Genomic DNA, 19,761 nt, shown 5'->3' with positions numbered 1-19,761 from the left:
AGGCGTGTGCGGCATTCCGTCGTGCTCGCGGTCGTCATCGGGGCCTACGTGCTCGCGGCCATCGCGGGCCTGTTCGTCCTGGCGGGCGACTTCGGCCCCGTGCTGCTCGTGCCTCTGTGGATCGTCCACGCCGTGGTCCTCGTCGTGCTCGTCAGGAAACTGGGGGCGAGGACGTCGAGTACGTACACGATGTTGTTCGTCGTGGCCACTTCGGTCTTGTCCGTGTACGTGGCGGACATGGCGCGTGACGATCTCACGCTGCAGCAGCGCGGCGAGCGGGTCACGGCCACTGTGGTGAAGAAGTGGCGCGATGCGGCGGAGGGCCGCAAGGCGCGTGACTACAACTACACGCTGGAGCGGCAGGACGGCACGAAGGTGCCGGGGCCCGCCATGAGAACGCTGACCGATCTGTACGACGTCGGCCAGAAGGTGACGGTCATCGAGGATCCCCGCGGCGAGCTCCGGCCGAAGACCCCGGGGCAGGCGGATGCGACAGGTGACGAACTGGGATCACTGGCCTTCGCCCTCGCCGCCCTCGGCGCCGTGGGGTGGACGGCTTGGCAGGGGTCCGATGCGGCCCGGCGGAGGAGCCGTGGCGGCGAGGCGCACGGCGCGGAGCGGAGCCTCGTCGGGACCCGTGGCTCGGGCGCCACACCGGAGGAGCAGGAGGAGCGGCTCCGCGAGGCCCTGCGTACGTATCCCGCCGACCGCCGGGGCTACATCAAGGTGCCGCCTGAGCAGTACCCCGACGTGTCCCGGCAGCGCGCGGCCCGGATCGCGTGGGAACTGGGCCTTCGTGCGGAGGCGTCCGGCAACCGAGGGTCATGGCGCTTCGCCGGGAAGGTGGTGGAGGAGGTACCGCTCGACTGACCCCGGAGGTCTCAACCCCCGGGGTGCGTGGTTTCGCCACGGCGAACGTCTCGGCAAACGGCGCGCGCGAGTGCGTGGTGTGGTCTCCGACCGCGTCGGTTGTGAAGGTCGCGTGGATGCCGGGTGGGGGCGGTGCGGTCCGTCCGGCGGCGACCCTCTCCTTTGAGCACCCTTTGCGGTCCGTTGGTTGTAGCCCCAAACCCCTGGACACACAGTGACCCTGGCCCTCTGCGTCTCGCGGGGCGGCCGGGTAGGTAGCTGTTCACGGGGGTAGTAGTGGCGGATCACGTCAGGGTGTCCACGAGTGAGCTGCGGGAGATCAGCAGATCTGTCGCGAAGTTGAAGTCCAACTTTGAACATGCGAAGGATCTCGTCGACTCGTACGGCTCCGAGATCGGGTCCGGGGATGTGGCCGATGCCCTCGGTGACTTCGCCGACGACTGGAAGAAGAAGCGCAAAGAGCTCTGTGACGGGCTGGAGTTTCTCGGGAAGACGGCGGGCGAGGCGGCGAAGGCCTACGACGGGGTCGATCAGCATCTTGCCGACGCGCTGGTCAAGGCTCAGCCGGGGGACAAGTGAGCGATCACGATTTCTCCGGCGTCGACTGGCAGACGGCCCGGTATGACGACAAGGAGTTCACGCCGGGGGATCCGTACGAGGTCGCCCGGCTCGGGAAGCGGATCTCCGACACCGCCAGGCTGATCGAGGAGCAGGCCGGGAAGCTGAACAACCTTGTCGACGGGAGCGGGTGGGACTCCGATGCGGGGAGGGAGTTCGCCAAGAAGACCGGCGACACCGTCAAGCTGCTGAGCCAGTCGCATGAGCGGTATGCGGCGGCGGGGGCGGCGCTCGGTTCCGCCGTGCCGTACGAGCCCATCGCCGATCAGGTGCGGGAGAACTGGGCCACCGCTCTCAACCACGCCCAGAACCGGGTGCGCGCCGCGCTGAAGAAGGCCGCGGCGGCCGATGCCGACAGCAGTAACTACCAGAAGCAGATCGATCAGCATCCGTCCGGTGACGACAACCATCCGGACAAGCAGAAGCTCAAGCGGCAGAAAGAGGCCTCGGACGGGGATCTCGACGCCGCGAAGCGGGAGCTTCGGGCCGCGCTCGACTACCGGGACACGCAGGCCGGGTACGCCGCCAAGGCGATACGGGACGCCATCGACCACGACGGTCTGAAGGATCCCAAGCACCACTGGTGGGACAACTGGAAGGACTGGGTCGCCGACGTCGGCCACTGGGCCGGAGTGGCCGCAGCTGTTCTGGGCGTGCTCGCCCTCGCGCTCAGCTGGGTGCCGGTTCTCGGTGAGGTGCTCGCGGCGCTGGCGCTCATCGCCTCGGTCGTCGCTCTGGTCTGCGACACCGTTTCGGCGTTGGACGGCAAGGGCACCTGGCTGGACGTCGCCATAGACGCCATCGGCGTGCTGTCCTTCGGCGCCGGGCGGGTCCTGGGGACGACGGCCAAGGAGGCGGCCATGGCCGCCCGGGGTGCCTCCGCGGTCAAGGACCTTCAGCTGGCCCGGGAGATCGGGCTGAATCCGACGGCGGCCCGCGAACTCGCCGAGACGCTCAACGGGGTCAAGCCGGGAGAGATCGGCAAGGCGCTGTCCGAAGGGCCTGCGAAACTCCTGCCGCGGATGCGCTCGGTGGTCAAGGAGTCGCTGAACCTCAAGGCGTACGCGACCGACATCCGCGATGCCCCCGCAGTGCACCGGGCGGCCAAGGCCTTCGCGGAATCCGCGCCCGAGCTGTCGGAGATCGCGGACTCCTCGTTCAAGAGCATGGCGGGTCAGGCCAAGGCCTTGTACTACGGCAGCCAGGTGCTGCCGCTCCTCGCAGGCTGGTCGAACCTGGCACACACGCACCCCAACGAGCCGTGGGCCACCGGGCCGAACGTCCTCCAGGGAGTGAAGGAGATTCCGGGCATCGGGGCCGGCGGAACACCGTTCTACAACTGGCACTGGAGCACCAGCGGCTGACCCGGTCGGCTGTCAGGAACCCCAGAGCGGAAAGAGCAAGGATCACGTGGCGAGTGAGGACGAGCGGTCCGTCGACGAGCTGTTCGCGGAACTGCCGGAGAAATGGCAGCGGTCGCTGGAAGAAGTGGGCCTGGGGCTGCCGGAGCTGCGCCGCATCGCGGCCGGCCCGGACGGCACGCGGCGGGTACGCACCATCCTCGCCGAGTTCTCCGAGGCCACCACCAATCCTCGGCCGGCGCGGGCCGGGTGGACCGGGTACGGCGGCGGAACGCCGGTATGGCCCTGGGCCCGGCTGCTCCTGGTGGCCGTCGTATCGGTCGTCGTCTGTCTGCTCTCCAGCCTGTTCATCGGCAAGGCGGCGGCGTTCGTCGGCCTGCTGCTCGGGCTGCCGGTGTTCTGGGTGGCCTTCAAGACCCGTGATTCCAGAGGTGCCCCCGTCGCCCGGTATGCCACCGCGGCCGCCTATCTCGTACTGGTCCTGGTCGGCTCGTACTTCGCCAATGCCTGGTATCTGCAGCTGCGCGGGGTGGAGCAGACGGTCACCATCGCCACGCCGACCCATCAATGGACGCACGGGACCCGTGAGACGTACTGCAGGGTCCGGCTGCGGGACGGGTCCGTCCACGAGGTGATCGACAACAAGGAGAACTGCGCCGACCGAGTCGGGCAGACGACCACGGCCGTCATCGACCCGGCCGGTCACTACAAGCCCTCCCTCGGCACCAAGTCCGAGATAGGCGGCCTCCTTGAGGGTTACGTCTGCCTGGGCGCCGCCGTGGTGCTCGTTCTGGCACCGGTGACGGCCGTGGTCATGGGACGGCGCAAGCGGTACGACCAGGCGATCGGGACGGCGGTATGAGCGGCGAGACGGCCGGTACGGCCATCGCACCCCCCTCCGACTACCGGCTCGCCGTTCCCGAGGGCTGGGAGCGGATCGTGCTCGATCCCGAGAGGTGGGCGCACCGTATCGACAAGCTGGTCAAGCGCGGTCTACGACGTACGAAGGCCGGTCCGCAGCTGGAGGCGGCGCTCGCCGAGCGGATGCGGGAGCAGGCCCGGGCGGCGCATGCCAACGGCGGTGTCGAGATGTACGTCATGAACCAGGTCCTCGGCCAGGTCCCCGTCTCCGCCGGCGTGGTCGTCACCGTGCTCCGGCCGGCTCACGGCACCGAGGCCGGCGACCTGGGGGACATCGCCCGCTCGCTCGCTCTGCGCGCGACCGCCGAGGACGTCACCCTCGTCGACCTCCCCGCCGGCCCCGCCGTACGCCACCGCTATCTGCGCCGCCCGGCTCCCGACGACCCCGACGGCAACAAGCTCGCTGTCACGCACCTGGACGTCTACCTCGCTGTCCCGAACAGCGACCAGCGACTGCTGCTCTCCTTCTCCACGCCGATGGAGCCACTGGCGGAACCCTTGGTCGGCCTCTTCGATGCCGTCGCCCGCACTCTGCAATGGATGGCCTGATGCCCGAGTTCGCCGCGTCCACGGTGCGTATGAAGGTGCCCGAGGACGCCATATCCCTGCCGGTGCGCGTGTCGGGGGTCGGCCTGCATGCGTGGGCCGCGGGGGCGGCCGCGCACCGCGTCGGCCCGGACGACCACGACCCCAAGCTGCTCGACGCCCTCGCCGCCGAGCTCCGCGAGGCCGCCGCCGACTCCCGTGAGCGCGGTCCGATCACCGCGCTGTCGTACGTCCCCGAGCCGCGCCTCGGTGAACTCGCCCGGATCGAGCTGTCCGCGCTGGTCGCCGACGAGACGTACCCGAACATGAGCGTCGAGCTGCTCCAGCGCTACCTCGCCGCCCCCACCCCCGTCTCCTACCGCCCGCCCGAGGCCGAGCTCCGTACCCTTCCCGCGGGCCCGGCCGTGCGCGTCCGGCACGCGTACGTCCAGGACGTGGGCCGGGACGGGCTGGGGACGGTGATGGAGACGTGCGCGTACGGCATCCGGGCCGACGAGACGTGGGGGCTGGTGCTGCTGACGTCCTGGCAGGCGCTGGCCCACACGGACGCCTTGTGCGAGTTGACCGACGATCTGGCGCGGACCGTCCGGGTCACGGCCTAGGGCGGAGTGGTGAGGTCGCCGTCAGGTGACCGACGAGGGGCTCGCCCTCCAGGGACGTCAGGCGGCACCAGGAGCCGTCGGTGAAGGTGATCCCGAAGTCCCGTTCGCCGACGCTGAACGGTCGGCGTTCGACCGTGGCGACCGTGTCCAGGTCCGTCTCCCAGAGGACTTCCTCCCAGGGTTCCCTGGGGTCCTGCAGTCCGCCGAGGACCAGCAGGCGGCGGTCGGTCAGGACGAGGTGGGTGAGGTCCGTGTCGGGGCGGCGGGCCGGGTCGAGTTCCCAGGGGAGGGTACGGGCGATCGTGCCGGGGGCCGCCCACAGCACCGGGAAGTCCGTCTCCTCGTTCTCCGGGTCCTCGCTCCTGCCCAGCGAGCCGGAGCCGCTGGGGCCGCTGCCGGAGGGCACGTTGCCGTCGAAGACCACGGCCAGGGCCAGTACACCGAGGAGGAACGCGGCTGTCAGGACGCCCCGCACCACAGGGCCGATCCCGGACCTGAGCCGGTATGCCGGGCCTGTCGGCCAGCCCGCCAACTCGTTCTGTATGTCACGTCGTTCGGTGTCGCGGAACCAGCGCCGGTCCTGGACACGGTGTGCCGCGCCGGTCGCGAAGGACGCCGGGGCACGCGCCACGAGCTCCTCGCCCGCCGGGGGTTGCCAGGAATGCCGCTGCGGCACGGTCACGGTCTGGCATCCTCACGGTTCGTTGCTGTCCGGTTGTCGTGGGCGTCGTGGGCGTCGTGGGCGTCGCGGTCGTCGTGGTCGTCGCACTCTTTCGCTGCGGCGAACGCCTCGCCCGGCCGGGTGATCGTACTCGGACCGCCGTCGGTACCAGCCGGGCCGGCGTGTGCACTTCGTGCAGGCCTCATGGGTGCGCGGTGAGGGTGTCGGGGGCGGCCCGGCCGCGAACGGGGTGTTCTGGATTCGCCGGCGCACAGTTCGGTGCCCCCTGGTGTCCCCCCGATCCCAACCGCCGCACAGGGCAACGCCGTTGCAGATCGCAACGACGATTTCGGTGAGGTCAAGGAGTCCGGGCGCGCCTTGAGGGGCTTATGTGCGGCTGATACGGTGCGTTCGCTTGACTCTCGCCATGTCGCCGAGTATTCGGCCGGATCGGGCGGTTGGTGTCGAGTGTCCGCTTTTACGGCGTTGACAGAGTGTTCGAGTGTTCGGCAGACAGTTTTCTTGGCTGTAACGGGGAGCGGTTGCGTGAAGATCCAGGAGCGTACGGGGGCGGGCGCCGGTCGTTCGGCAGGTCCGGCTCAGCCTTCGGTCGGTGACCGGCTTCCCTCCGCGCCCCGCGAGCGCAAGCCCGCGCTGGCCGCGCTCGCGGTGCTGCTGATTCTGCTGGGTGCGCTGGGGGCCACGACGCTCGTGCTGCAGGCCGGCAAGCGCATCGAGGTCATAAAGATCACGCAGGAGATCCCGGCCGGCTCGTCCGTGAACGGGAGCAACGTGACCTCCGTCATGGTCGCCGACGACTCCAGCATCCACTACGTCAGGTGGTCCCAGCTGGAGGGCCTGAAGAAGCTGAAGGCCGTGAGCACCATCCCGGCCGGTGTCGTCGCCGTCGGCGAGATGTTCGGTGACGGCAGCAAGCTTCCCGCCGGGAAGTCCACCGTCGGCCTGGCCCTGAAGGAGGGTCAGTACCCGAGCGGTATCGAGGTGGGCGACACCGTCGCCGCCTACCACGTCAGCGGCTCCGCCACCGGCGGTTCGTCCTCCTCGGCCGGCACTGACTCGCTGATCACGGGCGACGCCAGGGTCAGCGCCGTACCGGACGACAAGAGCAGCGGCGAACTCGTCAGCAGCACCAGCTACGCCATCACGCTCACCGTCGACAGCGACAAGGCCGCCGAGCTGGCCGACGCCGCGTCCAACGGCGAGGTCGCCCTCGTCCTCGTGCCCAGCACCGGCAACTAGAAGGCGGCCCCCACCCCATGGCGCTCATCGCAATCGCCGCCGACAAGGGTTCCCCCGGCGTCACCACCGCGGCCGTCGCGCTGGCCGCGGTCTGGCCGCGTCGGGTCCTGCTCGCCGAGGCCGACCCGGCCGGCGGCGACCTGGTCTACCGCAGTGCCGCCGCGCACGGCGGACCGCTCAACCCCAACACCGGCATGCTGTCCATAGCGGCCACCGCGAGACGAGGGCTCGTACCGGATCAACTCTGGGATCACGTGCAGCCGTTGAGCGGAGGGCTGGAGGTGCTGGTCGGGCTCGGGATCGCCGAGCAGGCCGCCGGGCTCGCCGGGCTCTGGCCCACCCTCGGGCATGCCTTCGCCTCCCTCGCCGACTCCCCGAACGCACCCGCCGACGTCATCGCCGACTGCGGCCGGGTCAGCGGCGACACCCCGGCCGTCGAGCTGTTCCCGCACGCGGCGCTCGTGCTGCTGGTCTCGCGGACCGAGCCGGAGGCCCTCGCCCGGGTCCGGGACCGTGCCGCCGCCCTCGCGCAGAAGCTGCACGGCGGTCCGCGCGGTGCCGCCGCCCTTGCCACCCCGCTGATCGGCGTGGTGCTGGTCGCCGACGCGTCGAGCTCCGGCAAGCTGGTCAACCAGGTCAACGACATGCTCGTACACGCCCAGACCGGCGCCCGGGTGGTCGGCACCATCGCCGACGACCCCACCGGCGCCGACCAGTTGGCCGGCCGCAAGCGCGGGCGCCTCGACAAGTCCCTGCTCATCCGCTCGGCCCGCAAGGTCACCGCCGACCTCCACCAGCAGTTCGGCGCCGCCTGGTCCGTACCGACGCAGGCTCCCCACGCGGGGGCCGGCCGGTGACCGCTGTCGACCACCAGTTGGTCAAGCGGTTCCGGCAGGACGCCGGCGACCGGATCGCCGAGCAGCGCCGCCAGGACCAGGCGTCCGGTGTCACGCCGATGTCCAGCGAGGACGAACGGCAGTACGCCCGCGCGGTCATAGCCCAGATCCTGGAGGAGTACGCCCGCGCGGACATCAACGCCGGGCGCACCCCGCTGGACGCGGAGACCGAGGAGCAGTACGCGGCCGCCGTGCACGCCGCGCTGTTCGGAGTCGGGCGGCTGCAGCCGCTGCTCGACGACCCGGACGTCGAGAACATCGACATCAACGGCTGCGACCAGGTCTTCGTCGGGTACAGCGACGGACGGGAGGCCATCGGGGATCCCGTCGCGGAGACGGACGAGGAGCTCATCGAGCTGATCCAGGTGCTCGGCGCCTACTCGGGTCTGTCGTCACGTCCGTTCGACTCGGCCAATCCGCAGCTCGACCTCCGCCTGCCCGACGGTTCCCGGCTCTCCGCCGTCATGGACGTCACCCGGCGGCCCGCACTCTCCATCCGCCGCGCCCGCATGGGCAAGGTGTTCATCTCCGACCTGGTCGGGAACGGCACCGTGACGCCCGAGGTCGCGCACTTCATGGCCTGCGCGGTCCGGGCCCGCAAGAACATCATGATCGCGGGGGCGACGAACGCGGGCAAGACGACGCTGCTGCGCGCCCTCGCCAACGAGATCCCGCCGCACGAGCGGCTCATCACCGTCGAGCGCGCGCTGGAGCTCGGGCTCGACACCTTCCAGGACCTGCACCCCAACGTGGTGGCGTTCGAGGAGCGGCTGCCCAACTCCGAGGGGCAGGGCACCATTTCCATGGCCGAACTGGTCCGCAGGTCGCTGCGTATGAACCCGTCCCGGGTCATCGTCGGCGAGGTCCTCGGCGACGAGATCGTCACCATGCTCAACGCGATGTCGCAGGGCAACGACGGGTCACTGTCCACCATTCACGCGAACAGCTCCAGCGAGGTCTTCAACCGCATCTCGACGTACGCGCTCCAGGCCTCCGAGCGGCTGCCCATCGAGGCCAGCCAGATGCTGATCGCGGGCGCGGTGAACTTCGTCGTCTTCATCCAGCGGCGCAACAACTACCAGACCGGCGGCCGCCTCCAGCGCATGGTCACCTCGGTCCGCGAGGTCAACGGCGTCGACGGCCGGGTGCTGTCCAGCGAGGTGTTCACGGAGGCACACGACGGCCGGGTCGTACCGCATGCGCCCATAGCCTGCCTGGAGGACCTGATGGCCTACGGCTACCAGCCGCACGGGGCCTGGGGGTGATCTGATCATGAACCTGGACTCCCTGGGCTCCATGGGCGGGCTCTTCTCCACCGAGGTCCTGTACGCGCTCGGCTGCGGAGTCGCCGCCGGCGGCGGGCTCGCGCTGCTGATCCTGGCGATCCGCGGCCTGCCCGCCAAGCCCGACCACGAGAAGCAGAAGGCCAACGAACGGGCCGCCGAGCTCATCCGGTTCGCCGGCCAGCGCGGCTCCCTCGCCGCCATCATCGGGCTCGCCGTGCTGCTGATGACCCGCTGGGCGGTGGCCGGCATCGCCGCCGGCGTCCTGGTCTTCTTCTGGGACAAGCTGTTCGGCGGCGCCGCCGAGGAGCGGGCCGCGATGAAGCGCGTGGAGGCCCTCGCCTCCTGGACCGAGTCGCTGCGCGACACGATCGCCGGTGCGGTCGGCCTGGAGCAGGCCATCCCGGCCTCGGCCCGTGCCGCCGCGCCCATCCTGCGGCCGCACCTCGACGCCCTCGTCGACCGGCTGCGCGCCCGCACCCCGCTGCCGGACGCCCTCCAGCACCTCGCCGACGAGATCAACGACGCCTCGGCCGACATCATCGTCGCGGCCCTCATCCTCAACGCCCGCCTCCGCGGCCCCGGCCTGCGCCAGGTGCTGGGCGCCCTGGCCAAGTCGGCGCGCGAGGAGGTCGACATGCGCCAGCGCGTGATGGCCCAGCGGGCGTCCACGCGGCGCTCGGTGCAGATCGTCGTCGCCGTGTCCGTCGCGTTCGTGCTCGGCCTCGCCGTCTTCAACCGCGACTTCGTCTCGCCGTACGGCACCGCCGTCGGCCAGCTCGTCCTCGCCCTGGTCTGCGGGCTGTTCGCGCTCGGCTTCTGGTGGCTGCGCAAGCTGTCCACCATCGAGACCCCGGAACGGTTCCTGGTCCGCGACCAGTCCTCCGTGCAGTTCGTCCGGCCGCCCCGCACCGCTTCCGGCCAGCCTGGTCAGCCGGGGCAGCCTGGTCAGCAGACGCTGCCCACCGAGGAAGGAGTACGCCGGTGAACCTCACGATGCCGATCGTCGTCGGCGTGATCCTGGGTCTCGGCGTCTACGCCCTGATCCGTGCCCTGATGCCGTCCCGGCGCAGCGCGGTCGCCCAGGTCGCCCGGATCGACGCGATGCGGGCGCGCGGCGCGGCCTACGAGTCGGCGCGGCCGACGCAGGACACCGGCCGGCTCGGCTCCCTGCGCGCCGAAGTCGGGGCCCGTGTCGCCGAGTTCTACCGGGAACAGGGCTGGGAACAGCGCTCGCTCCGGGCGGACCTCGCCGTCCTGGACCGCAGCTGGGAGAAGTTCCTGGCGACCAAGGTGCTGCTCGCGGCGGCCGGCCTGATCTTCGGGCCGTTCCTGTTCGCCGTCGTCTACACGATGGGCTTCGGGCACAGCCCGGTCATCCCGGTCTGGCTCTCCCTGGCCTGCGCGGCCCTGTTCTTCTTCCTGCCCGACCTGGAGGTACGACGGGACGCGGCCGACAAGCGCCGGGACCTCAGGCGGGTCATCGGGGCGTACCTCGACCTGGTGTCGATGAGCCTCGCCGGCGGCCGCGGCCTGCCCGAGGCGCTGATGGCGGCCGCCGAGATCTCCGACGGCTGGGCCAACCAGCGCATCCGCAACGCCCTCGCCGACGCCCGGATCACCGGCGTCAGCCAGTGGCAGGCGCTGGGCGCGCTCGGTGAGGAACTCGGTGTGGAGGAGCTCAAGGACCTCTCCGCCTCCCTCGCCCTGGTCGCGGACGACGGCGCCAAGGTCCGCGAGTCCCTCGCCTCCCGCGCCGAGACCATGCGCCACCGCGAACTCGCCGAGATCGAGGGCAGCGCGGGCGAGAAGTCCCAGTCGATGCTCGTCGCCCAGCTGCTGCTGTGCGCCGGCTTCCTGGTTTTCCTGATCTTCCCGGCGGCGATGCGGGTGTTCCAGGTGTGAGCTGACGTGAGCTGAATCGAGAACCTTCGCCTACTGCTGTTTCGAGAGGACAAGTCATCATGAACACACGGAACTTCAGCACCGGGATCCCGGCGGTGGACTTCCTGGTCACCTTCCTCCAGGGCCGGGTGCAGCGCGCCCGCTCCGGCGAACTCGACCGCGGCGCCTCCGCCGTCGAGTGGGTCATCATCTCCGCGGTCGTCGTGGCGATCGTCGGCGTGGTGGCCGCCATCATCAACGCCGCGCTGAGCGACGGCGCCAAGAAGGTCGGCGACTGCATCAAGGGCGCCAACGCGAGCGGAACCTGCTGAACGGACGAGCGCGACCACGACGGGGACGACGGGGGTGACGGGGATGACGGGGATGTCCGCGGGCGTGAGCAGAGGCCTGCGCGGCTGGGTACGCCGCCGGGCGGCGGCCACGCGCGGTGACTCGGGCATGACCGCGATCGAGTTCGTGTTCCTCACCCCCGTCCTGTTCTTCATGATCTTCGCGACGGTGCAGTTCGCGCTGTACTTCTTCGCCGACCACGTGGCCCAGGCGGCGGCCCAGGCCGGCGCCCGCAAGGCCCGTGCCACCGCCGACGCGGAGCCGGGCGCCTGGCGCGGCGAGGCCCAGGACGTGGTCGACTCCTACATCAGCCAACTCGGGCCGCAGCTGGTCCTTTCGCCCGACGTGAAGATGCTCCAGCCGGAACAGACCACGGTCGGCGTCGAGATCACGGCGCGCGTCCCGACGGTGTTCCCGGGCCTGGACCTGACGGTGCACGCGCAGTCGTCGGGACCGGTGGAGCGGTTCGTGGAGGACAGGAACTAGATGTTCTCCGTGCGGAACAGAGCTCTGGACGACGACCGGGGGTTGTCCACCGTCGAGGTCGTCATCCTCGCGCCGGTCATGATCCTGTTCATTCTCGTCCTGGTCGCCTTCGGCCAACTCGTCGACGGACGCGGGGCGATCGACGGCGCCGCGCGGGACGCGGCCCGTGCCGGGTCGATCCAGAAGGACCATGCCACGGCCATGTCGGAGGCCCAGAAGGCCGCCGATGCCGACCTGTCGGACGTCTGCTCGGGGCCGGTCTCCGTCGTACAGACCAGCGCCGGCTTCCAGTCCGGCACCATCTTCACGGTCGAGGTGAGCTGCGAGGTGAGGGGTCTGGCGATGCTGGGCCTGGACATCCCGACGACCCTCTCCTCGACGTTCTCCTCGCCCCTCGACCCGCTCCGGAGGGCGGCATGAGCCTTGCGGTGCTGCGCAGTTGGTGGACCGCGCGCCGGCTCCGTCTCGACGACCGGGGCTCGGGCGCCGGCGCGGTCATCATCTTCGCCCTGGTCTTCCTCACCCTGTCCGCCTTCGTCATCGACGGCGGCCTGTCCATCTCCAAGCGCGAACGGGCCGCCGACATCGCGGAGCAGGCGGCCCGTTACGCGGCCCAGGACATCGACCTGGACAAGCTGTACGAGAACCAGGGCGACGCGCCGATCAACTTCCAGGACTGCGACGCCCGGGTGAAGACCTTCGCCCGCGAGATGGACATGTCCACCGCCGACATCGCGGGCACGCACTGCGTCGCCGCCGACGCCCAGCAGGTCCAGGTCGAGGTCCAGTTGACGTACGAGCCGGTCTTCACCGGCATGTTCTACGGCGGCGCGATCGTGGTGCACGGCCAGGCGACGGCCGAGAACGAGGTGGGCTAGGCCCCGGGGGTGGTGCGGCCGCCACGACCCTCGCTGTCGCTGTCACCGTTGCCGCCGTGGGTACGGCCGTTCCCGCCGCCGCCACCGCCACCGTTGCCGTGCCGGGGTGGGCAGTCGTCGTCCGGCGGAGTGGCCGGATCCGGGTCGGCCGGTACCGGGGCGGGGTCCGCTACGGGCGGCGGGTCCACGGGCGCCGGGTCCGCCGGGGGCGTGGGATCGGTGGGCGGCGTCGGCTCGGTCGGCGGTGCCGGGGGAGTGGGGTCCGGGACCGTGGGCACGGAGGGCGGCGTCGGCTCCGTCGGTGCAGGCGGGGCGCTGCTCCCGTCCCCGTCGCCCCCTGGGCTCTGCCCACCGGGATCGGCCGTCGAGCCGCCGCTGTCCGACGGCGGCTGCGTCGTGGGCGTGGGTTCGGGCTCGGTCCGGGACACGACCGCGTCCGCGCCTTCGTCGTCCGCGGCCTGCTGCCGTACCGGCTCCCCGCCGTCCTGACCGGGTGTCACCGTCGGCTGTGTGCCGTCCGGGACCGCCGGCTGCTCGGCCACCGGCATCTGCGTCACCGGCGCGTCGGCGACCGGTGCCCGCTGGGCGGGGACCGAGGCGGACTGGCCGGGGCCGAGTATCAGCACCAGCGCCGCCGCACCGGCCGCCATGGCGCCCGCCGCGACCGCCAACGGCGCCTTCGTACCGCCGACACCGGTGGCCTGCCGTACGCCGTGCAGCAGCCCGCTCGCGCCGCCGCCCGCGTGAGCGCCCGCCGAGGCCCCGGCCGCGGTCAGGGTCAGCAGGAACTTGCCGGCCGTGCCGCCCACCGCGAACACCAGCAGGGCCGGGCCGACGAGGGCGGGGAGCCGGTCGTTGGCGCTCATCAGCGCGGCGAGCCGGGTCCGGCAGTCCTCGCAGGTGTCCACATGCCCGAGCAGGCGGTCGGACTGGCGTTCCGTGGCGGCGCCCCGCACATACGCGGGCATCCGGCTCCAGTGGACCTGGCAGGCGGGGTCGTCGGGGGCTCCGGTCTGGGTGCGCAGGAAGGCCTGCCGCATCCCCTCACGGGCGCGGTGCAGCAGGACGGCGGTGGCGCCCTCCTTGGTGCCCAGCTGCGGCCCGATCTGCGCCAGCGGCTGGCCCTCCGCCTCGGCCAGCCAGAGGGCCTTGACCCAGCGTTCGGGCAGCTGGGCCAGGACGCGCACGAGCAGGTCGACGGAGGAGACCTGCTCGGCCGGGTCGTCGCCGTGGCGGCCGGACTCGGCCTGCTCGTCGTCGTGCGGGTCGCGGGGCGTCTCGCGCGGGGCGCCGTTCGCGGCGTACGCGAGATGCCGGACGGTCGTCGTCAGGTACGCCGACACGTTGTCGATCCCGTGCCCCTCGGCCAGCCGCCGCCAGACCCTGAAGTGCGCCTCGGCGACGAGGTCTTCGGCGAGCCAGGCGTTCCGGGTGAGGGAGCGGGCGTACGCGACGAGGCGCGGCTGCTGTTCCTCGTAGATCCGGGCATAGGCGGTGGCGCTGATCACTGCAGAGGAACCGTCGTGCATGGCGGAACGCTCCAGTTGCCGGCTGTGGGGCGGGAGAAGGTTTGTCAGAGTAGATGACGAAACTTTCAAGCAAAGTTTCAAGCGCATCGGAAAGTGACACATGTCACTCAAGTCGCTTGTGTTTCCGGCGTAATGAGCCCGTCGCCAGGCGCTCTCACTTGTACGACGGCCCACCATCGCACCGCACCCCCGGAGACCACCCGTGCCCATCACCCTTGAGCAGCCCACCGGCGCCCGCCTGCTCACCGCCGACGAACAGGAGGTGGCGGTGCCCGCGACCCTCCGCTACACCTCGGCCGACCCGCAGGCCGTGCACTTCGTCTTCCCGCCCTGGATCTCCCTGGACGGCGAGGAGGTCACCTGGACCTTCGCGCGGGCCCTGCTGGAGGAAGGCCTGGCGGGCCCGGCCGCGCTCGGCAACGTGCAGGTGCGCCCGTACGGCCCGTCGCGCACGGTGGTGGAGTTGCGCGCGGAGGAGGGCGTGGCGGCGATCAGCTTCCCCACCTCGGCCCTCACCCGCTTCCTGCTGTCGTCGCTCCGGGTGTGCGGCTGAAGCTCCGGGTGTGCAGCTGAGAACGGAGTCGGCGGGGGATTGTGCGGGGTGTGTGGAGGGGGCGTGTGCGGGCCGGGCGGTGGCAACTCCGGCCAATAGGGCATTGATTGGCTAATTGGGATGATTCAGGCGGCTGTTCGCCGTTCTTCCCCTTCGACGCTGTCGGTCCCAGTCAATAGGATCGTCAGGGGGACATCGACAGGCTCGGCGCGCCCCCGGCCCACTCCTTCCGCACACGACCCCGGGACACCCGCCATGGCGCGACGCAGCACATCAAGCTCGACGGGAAGACCGACGGGTACCGCTCCGTCGGGTCCGCGGAACCGGACCCCGCAGCCGGTGCGGTTGCGTCGGCGTACGTTCGGGGACTTCGTCAAGGCGTTCTTCGCCTTCGTGGTGCTGCTCGTCCTCGTCGTCGGCGTCCCCGGCGCCCTCGCCGTGACCGTGGGCTGGCCCCTGCCGCACAGCGCGCCGAAGATGGAATGGCTGTCGCAGCCGATCGGCGTCGACGTGTTCCTGAACACCCTGACGGTCATCGTGTGGCTCGCCTGGGCCCAGTTCACGGCCTGCGTGCTCGTGGAGGTCAAGGCCGCCGTCTCCGGCGTCGGCCTGCCCGGCCGGGTCCCCGGCTCCGGCCCCAGCCAGCTGCTCGCCCGTCAGCTCGTGGCCGCGCTGCTGCTCGTCGGCGCCACCGCCGCCAGCTTCACCCCGGGCCTCTCCCAGCTCGGCCACAGCCTCGAAGGCAACCAGAAGGGCACGGTCGCCACCGCCCAGGCGACCCCCGGCATCCTCGCCCAGCAGCAGGAGCAGGCGAAGAGCACCGCCGCCGCCCTCGCCGAACAGGCAAGTCATGCCGCCGCCCAGGCGGAGCAGGGTTCCACCGCCACGCACGGCGCGACGAAGTACTACCGGATCCAGCCGCCCGAGGGCCGCCACCACGACTCCCTGTGGGAGATAGCGCAGCGCCACCTCGGCGACGGCCGCCGGTACAAGGAGATCTACGAGCTCAACAAGGACCGCATCCAGCCCGACGGCTCCCGGCTCTCCGAGGCCAGCCTCATCCGCCCCGGCTGGATCATGGAGATGCCCGGCGACGCACACGGCGGCGAACTCGTGGAGAACCCCGACGCGCACGTCTCGCCGGAGGTCCAGCAGCAGATCGGCGACTACGCGAAGACCGGCGACCAAGCCCAGCAGCAGCACCAGGAGCAGGGCGGCGGGCAGCACGCGGGCGAGGACGGCGCCACCGCCCAGATCACCGTGCCCAGCCAGCGCCAGACCGGCGGCAACACCGGCGCCCCCGCCGCACACGAGACCTCCGCGCACTCCTCCTCCTCCTTCGGTCTGCCCGAGGCCCTGCTCGGCGCCCCCCTCCTCGCCGCCGGCCTGCTCGCCGCCCTCGGCCGCCGGCGCCGGCAGGCCCTGTGGCAGTCGGCGCTCGGTGCCGTGGGCGGCCGCCGTGGCATGGAGCCGCCGATCCCGACCGGCGACGCCCAGGACGTCCAGGACGCGCTGCTGGTCGGCGCGGACCCGGAGGGCGTACGGCAGCTCGACCGGTCGCTCCGCGCGCTCGCCGCCGCCCTCACCGCCGAGTCCCGCTCCCTGCCCGTCGTCTACGCGGCCTGGCTCAGCCACGGCGATCTGCATCTGCAACTCGCCCAGCCGGCCGGCAAACCCCCGGCGCCCTGGCAGCTCGGCCAGGACCAGACGTTCTGGACGCTGTCCCGCGCGGACGCCGAGCGCTACGAGGACACCGACGCCGCGGCCCCGTACCCCGGTCTGGTCAGCCTCGGCACCATGGACGACTCGCGGCTGCTGCTCAACCTGGAGGCCGTACCCGGCATCGTCTCGCTGAGCGGCCGCGAGGCCGACCGGGCCGCCGTGTTCGCCTCCGTCGCCGCCGAACTCGCCACCAACGGCTGGTCGGACCGTATGACCATCACGCTCGTCGGCTTCGGTGCGGATCTCACCCCGCTCGCCCCCAACCGGCTGCGCCATCTCGACGACGTGGAGGCGCTGTTCGAGACGATGGAGGCGGAGACCCGGCAGCGGCGCGGCGCGCTGGGCGCCGCCGACCACCACTCGGTTCTCACCGGCCGGACCGGGCCCGCCCAGCACACCCGCTGGGCGCCGAACCTGGTGCTGCTCGCCACCCAGCCGTCCGCCGAGGACGCCCTGCGCCTGGCCGAACTCGCCGCGGACGCCGGCCGGCTGGGCATCGGCTACCTGGTCGGCACCGAGAGCGACGACCTGCCGGGTGCCGCCTGGGCGATGGAGATCACCCCGGACGGCAGGCTCCTCGCCCCGCTCCTCGGCCTCGAACTCCAGGCCCAGCTGCTGCCCGCCGTCCAGCAGCGCGCGGTCGTCGAACTCTTCGTGGAGGCCGACCCCGAGCGCGACCCGGACGGGCCCACCACCACCCCGCCGTTCCTCGTCGACATCAGCGAACAGGGCCGTCCCGCGGTGTACGCGCGGCTCGTCGGACCGTACGAGATCATCGGCCTGGACACCCCCGACGGCGAGCGCAGCCCCCTCCTCCACGAGGCCCTTGCTCTCCTCCTCCTGCACCGCGAGGGCGTGCACCCGCGCGTGCTGTCGTCCGCGCTGTGGCCGCGGGGCGTGACGGAGGACGTCCGCGACGCCCTCCTGGAGCGGCTGCGCGGCTGGCTCGGTACCGACCCCGACGGCGGCGCCCGGCTGCGTTCCGACGCGGCCGGCCGCCTCACGCTCGCCAAGTCGGTCGTCTCCGACCTGGACGTACTGCGCTCCCTCTACCACGAGGCCACCCAGGGCAAGGGCGTCGACAGCCGGGCGGTCCGCGGCCGCCTCCTCACCGACGCGCTCGTCCTGGTGCGCGGCCCGCTGCTCGCCGACCGCGCGGAGGGCCGCTACCGCTGGCTCACCCACGAGATCATCGACGCCCAGCTGCCGCTCCTCGTCGCCGACATCGGCCTCGCGCTGTCCGCGTTCCACCTGGAGAAGGACCGCGCGGAGAAGGCGATCGAGGCGCTCGGTGCGGCGCTGCGGACCGCCTCGGCGGACGAGCGCCTCTGGAACGAGCTGCTGCGCGCCACGCACGCCACCGGCGACCCGGACCGGCTGCGTGCCCTCGCCGCCGACCTCGTCACCCGCAGCGGTGCGCGCGGTCTGCCCCCGCGCACCGAGGCCCTCCTCGACGAGCTCCTCCCGACCTGGCGCGACGGCGCCGCCGCGACGGGATGACGACCGCCCTGGACCTCGCCCTCCCGGCCGCCGCCGCCCTCTGGGGCGCGACGGCCGGCGCCCTGCTGCCCCGAGCCGCGTACCGCTTCTCGGTCCCGGCGGGGGAGGAGTGGCGCAGGGCGTGCCCGGCGGGCCATCCCATCGGGGGCTGGCTGGGCCCGGCCCGCTGCGCCGAGTGCACGCCCGCCGACGCCTGCGTATCAGCTCCCGACGACGAACCCGCGGCCGCCGACGGCGAGGACGCCGCACAGAGGCCACCCGCCCCCGACAACGAAACTCGCACGGATGGTGCGGGTGGGAACACCAAATCCGCAACCACCCACGCACCCGCACCCGCCCCCCTTGCCCTGGCCACCGCCCTCGTCTGCGCAGCCCTCGCCCTAGCCACCGGCACCCGCCCCGAACTCGCCGTCTGGCTGCTCCTGGCCCCCGTCGGCGTCCTTCTCACGGTGGTCGACTTCCGAGTCCAGCGCCTCCCCGACCCCCTCACCCTCCCCTTCGCCGCCGCGGCCCTCGCCCTCCTCGGGGTCGCCGCCCTGCTCCCCGAGCACGCAGGCGACTGGTCCACCTCCCTCTACGCGGCCCTCGCCCTCGGCGGCGGCTACTTCGTCCTCTTCCTCATCAACCCCGGCGGCATGGGCTTCGGCGACGTGAAGCTGGCCCTCGGCGCGGGCGCCGCCCTCGGCTGGTACGGCTGGCCCACCGTGCTGCTCGGCACCTTCGCCAGCTTCCTGTTCGGCGCCCTGTACGGCGGCGCACTCGTCGTCGTACGGCGGGCCGGGCGCAAGACGGCGATCGCGTTCGGGCCGTTCCTGATCGCGGGAGCGTTCGCGGGGCTGCTGGTCGGCGCGTATAGCGGCGTCTAGTCTCCGATGTCCTTTTCTCGGATGTACGGGCGTGCTTGCGTTGTCCTGTTGCGTGGCCCACTGCCTGGCGGGGGTACGAGGTCTGTCCCTGCAGACCATTGGCGAACCGTGAGCACTCGACTCGGCCGCAGTCTGTCTCGGCCTGCGGACAGAACGCGACGGACACCGGTATTTCGCCCACCCGGGGGCCTGCCTGACCGTCGTGCTGCATAGCGAATTCGCGATCCACCGGCCGACATGGCCCGAGCGCACCCCAGCGAGACCGTGTGACGAGCTCGTGGGAGGTTCCCCGGATCCGGAAGGGCTGCACTGGATCCTGACCCACACCGTGCGTTGGGGATATGTCGGTGCCTACCCCACCGAACCCGCTGTGCGGACTCGGCCCCTCGACGCCCTCTGGGACACGGGTACCGGGGTCTACGACACCGCGCTGTTCGCCACCGTGCTTCACCACGAGCCCGACCCCGCCGCACTGGTCGAGCGCGTGCTGATCACCCTGCGGCCGACGGCCGGCAACTCGACCGTGGTCGCCGGCTGTCTGCGCAATGCGACGGCCGCAGGGCGATGGCTCGCCACTCGGGGTTACGGCACCCCGGAGTGTCCCGTCGGTGTGATCGCCTCGGGCGAGCGTTGGCCGGACGGAAGCCTGCGGCCTGCGTTGGAGGATCTGTTCGGAGCCGGCGCGATCATCGCCGAACTGCAGGAACAAGGAGCCGGGCCCCTGTCGCCCGAGGCCGCCGTCGCACGATCGTCTTTCACCGGGACCCCCAAGGCAGCGGAGACCGTGGCCTGCTGTTCCTCGGGTCTGGAACTGGTCCAGGGAGGATTTGCCGACGATCCCCCCGGCCCGGCGGCGGTGTCCGCCGCGCGCGACGAACCGGGGACACAGGCACCCGGCACCTACCCGTACACATCCTGAGGTCGGGCCGTCCGAAGGGCTGGCGTAGGCTGGTTCGGTCCGTCCACAAGCCATT

The 19,761-nt window shown here is 71.6% G+C and carries 21 protein-coding genes; 19 read left to right on the top strand and 2 right to left on the bottom strand.

The window, feature by feature from the left end; all coding sequences use genetic code 11:
* Positions 1-6 precede the first annotated feature (6 nt).
* From ACFWPS_RS16745 to ACFWPS_RS16720, 6 genes are all read left to right on the top strand, one after another.
* Positions 7-870 (top strand): hypothetical protein, encoded by an 864-nt coding sequence (locus tag ACFWPS_RS16745; protein ID WP_383705613.1) that lies wholly within the window; start codon positions 7-9, stop codon positions 868-870.
* A 276-nt stretch (positions 871-1,146) separates the two neighbouring features.
* Positions 1,147-1,449: a WXG100 family type VII secretion target gene (locus ACFWPS_RS16740; protein ID WP_383705611.1), complete on the top strand. Its 303-nt coding sequence runs from the start codon at positions 1,147-1,149 to the stop codon at positions 1,447-1,449.
* Entirely contained in the window at positions 1,446-2,852 is a 1,407-nt protein-coding gene (locus ACFWPS_RS16735) for a hypothetical protein (RefSeq protein WP_383705608.1), read from the top strand. Before ACFWPS_RS16740 ends, ACFWPS_RS16735 begins: the two co-directional genes overlap by 4 nt.
* Before the next feature lie 46 nt (positions 2,853-2,898).
* Positions 2,899-3,711, top strand: a complete 813-nt coding sequence (locus ACFWPS_RS16730; protein ID WP_383705605.1) for a hypothetical protein — start codon at positions 2,899-2,901, stop codon at positions 3,709-3,711.
* Positions 3,708-4,319 carry a hypothetical protein gene (locus ACFWPS_RS16725; protein WP_383705603.1) on the top strand — a complete coding sequence of 204 codons (612 nt, stop codon included), beginning with the start codon at positions 3,708-3,710 and terminating at the stop codon, positions 4,317-4,319. The genes ACFWPS_RS16730 and ACFWPS_RS16725 overlap by 4 nt, the downstream gene beginning before the upstream one ends.
* Positions 4,319-4,918 carry a hypothetical protein gene (locus ACFWPS_RS16720; RefSeq protein ID WP_383705600.1) on the top strand — a complete coding sequence of 200 codons (600 nt, stop codon included), beginning with the start codon at positions 4,319-4,321 and terminating at the stop codon, positions 4,916-4,918. The genes ACFWPS_RS16725 and ACFWPS_RS16720 overlap by 1 nt, the downstream gene beginning before the upstream one ends.
* Here the strand turns inward: ACFWPS_RS16720 and ACFWPS_RS16715 are convergent.
* Complete coding sequence (locus ACFWPS_RS16715; RefSeq protein WP_383705598.1) at positions 4,908-5,600, bottom strand: hypothetical protein; 693 nt, start codon at positions 5,598-5,600, stop codon at positions 4,908-4,910. The genes ACFWPS_RS16720 and ACFWPS_RS16715 overlap by 11 nt on opposite strands.
* Before the next feature lie 525 nt (positions 5,601-6,125).
* Between ACFWPS_RS16715 and ACFWPS_RS16710 the strand changes: the two genes are divergently transcribed.
* The 9 genes from ACFWPS_RS16710 to ACFWPS_RS16670 are packed head-to-tail and all read left to right on the top strand — an operon-like array spanning position 6,126 to position 12,617.
* On the top strand, positions 6,126-6,839 hold the full coding sequence (locus ACFWPS_RS16710) for a hypothetical protein (RefSeq protein ID WP_383705595.1): 714 nt from the start codon (positions 6,126-6,128) through the stop codon (positions 6,837-6,839).
* A gap of 17 nt (positions 6,840-6,856) precedes the next feature.
* On the top strand, positions 6,857-7,696 hold the full coding sequence (locus ACFWPS_RS16705) for a hypothetical protein (protein WP_383705593.1): 840 nt from the start codon (positions 6,857-6,859) through the stop codon (positions 7,694-7,696).
* Entirely contained in the window at positions 7,693-9,000 is a 1,308-nt protein-coding gene (locus tag ACFWPS_RS16700; RefSeq protein WP_383705590.1) for a CpaF family protein, read from the top strand. Before ACFWPS_RS16705 ends, ACFWPS_RS16700 begins: the two co-directional genes overlap by 4 nt.
* 7 nt (positions 9,001-9,007) lie before the next feature.
* Positions 9,008-10,006: a type II secretion system F family protein gene (locus ACFWPS_RS16695; RefSeq protein ID WP_383705587.1), complete on the top strand. Its 999-nt coding sequence runs from the start codon at positions 9,008-9,010 to the stop codon at positions 10,004-10,006.
* Positions 10,003-10,923, top strand: a complete 921-nt coding sequence (locus ACFWPS_RS16690) for a type II secretion system F family protein (RefSeq protein WP_383705585.1) — start codon at positions 10,003-10,005, stop codon at positions 10,921-10,923. The genes ACFWPS_RS16695 and ACFWPS_RS16690 overlap by 4 nt, the downstream gene beginning before the upstream one ends.
* A 59-nt stretch (positions 10,924-10,982) precedes the next feature.
* The gene (locus tag ACFWPS_RS16685) at positions 10,983-11,234 is read left to right on the top strand and encodes a hypothetical protein (protein WP_189266468.1); all 252 of its coding nucleotides are present in this window, start codon (positions 10,983-10,985) and stop codon (positions 11,232-11,234) included.
* A gap of 43 nt (positions 11,235-11,277) precedes the next feature.
* On the top strand, positions 11,278-11,739 hold the full coding sequence (locus tag ACFWPS_RS16680) for a TadE family protein (RefSeq protein WP_383705582.1): 462 nt from the start codon (positions 11,278-11,280) through the stop codon (positions 11,737-11,739).
* A 9-nt stretch (positions 11,740-11,748) separates the two neighbouring features.
* Positions 11,749-12,159: a TadE/TadG family type IV pilus assembly protein gene (locus ACFWPS_RS16675; protein WP_383705579.1), complete on the top strand. Its 411-nt coding sequence runs from the start codon at positions 11,749-11,751 to the stop codon at positions 12,157-12,159.
* Entirely contained in the window at positions 12,156-12,617 is a 462-nt protein-coding gene (locus tag ACFWPS_RS16670) for a TadE/TadG family type IV pilus assembly protein (RefSeq protein ID WP_217548921.1), read from the top strand. Before ACFWPS_RS16675 ends, ACFWPS_RS16670 begins: the two co-directional genes overlap by 4 nt.
* On the opposite strand, the gene ACFWPS_RS16665 is transcribed toward ACFWPS_RS16670, so the two are convergent.
* The gene (locus ACFWPS_RS16665; RefSeq protein ID WP_383705577.1) at positions 12,614-14,146 is read right to left on the bottom strand and encodes a sigma-70 family RNA polymerase sigma factor; all 1,533 of its coding nucleotides are present in this window, start codon (positions 14,144-14,146) and stop codon (positions 12,614-12,616) included. The genes ACFWPS_RS16670 and ACFWPS_RS16665 overlap by 4 nt on opposite strands.
* A 202-nt stretch (positions 14,147-14,348) precedes the next feature.
* Between ACFWPS_RS16665 and ACFWPS_RS16660 the strand changes: the two genes are divergently transcribed.
* The 4 genes from ACFWPS_RS16660 (at position 14,349) to ACFWPS_RS16645 (ending at position 19,706) form a co-directional block, all read left to right on the top strand.
* Positions 14,349-14,699 (top strand): SsgA family sporulation/cell division regulator, encoded by a 351-nt coding sequence (locus tag ACFWPS_RS16660; RefSeq protein WP_383705574.1) that lies wholly within the window; start codon positions 14,349-14,351, stop codon positions 14,697-14,699.
* A gap of 255 nt (positions 14,700-14,954) precedes the next feature.
* A complete protein-coding gene (locus ACFWPS_RS16655; RefSeq protein WP_383705572.1) occupies positions 14,955-17,921 on the top strand; it encodes a hypothetical protein in 2,967 nt (988 codons plus the stop codon).
* Positions 17,918-18,787 (top strand): prepilin peptidase, encoded by an 870-nt coding sequence (locus tag ACFWPS_RS16650; RefSeq protein WP_383705569.1) that lies wholly within the window; start codon positions 17,918-17,920, stop codon positions 18,785-18,787. Before ACFWPS_RS16655 ends, ACFWPS_RS16650 begins: the two co-directional genes overlap by 4 nt.
* Positions 18,788-19,157: 370 nt before the next feature.
* Entirely contained in the window at positions 19,158-19,706 is a 549-nt protein-coding gene (locus ACFWPS_RS16645) for a 2-phosphosulfolactate phosphatase (protein ID WP_383705567.1), read from the top strand.
* The last annotated feature ends 55 nt before the right edge of the window (positions 19,707-19,761 follow it).

Origin of the sequence: Streptomyces sp. NPDC058457 (assembly GCF_042720695.1) — a bacterium.
Classification (GTDB): Bacteria; Actinomycetota; Actinomycetes; order Streptomycetales; family Streptomycetaceae; genus Streptomyces.
This window is presented reverse-complemented; position numbering and strand designations above follow the sequence as displayed.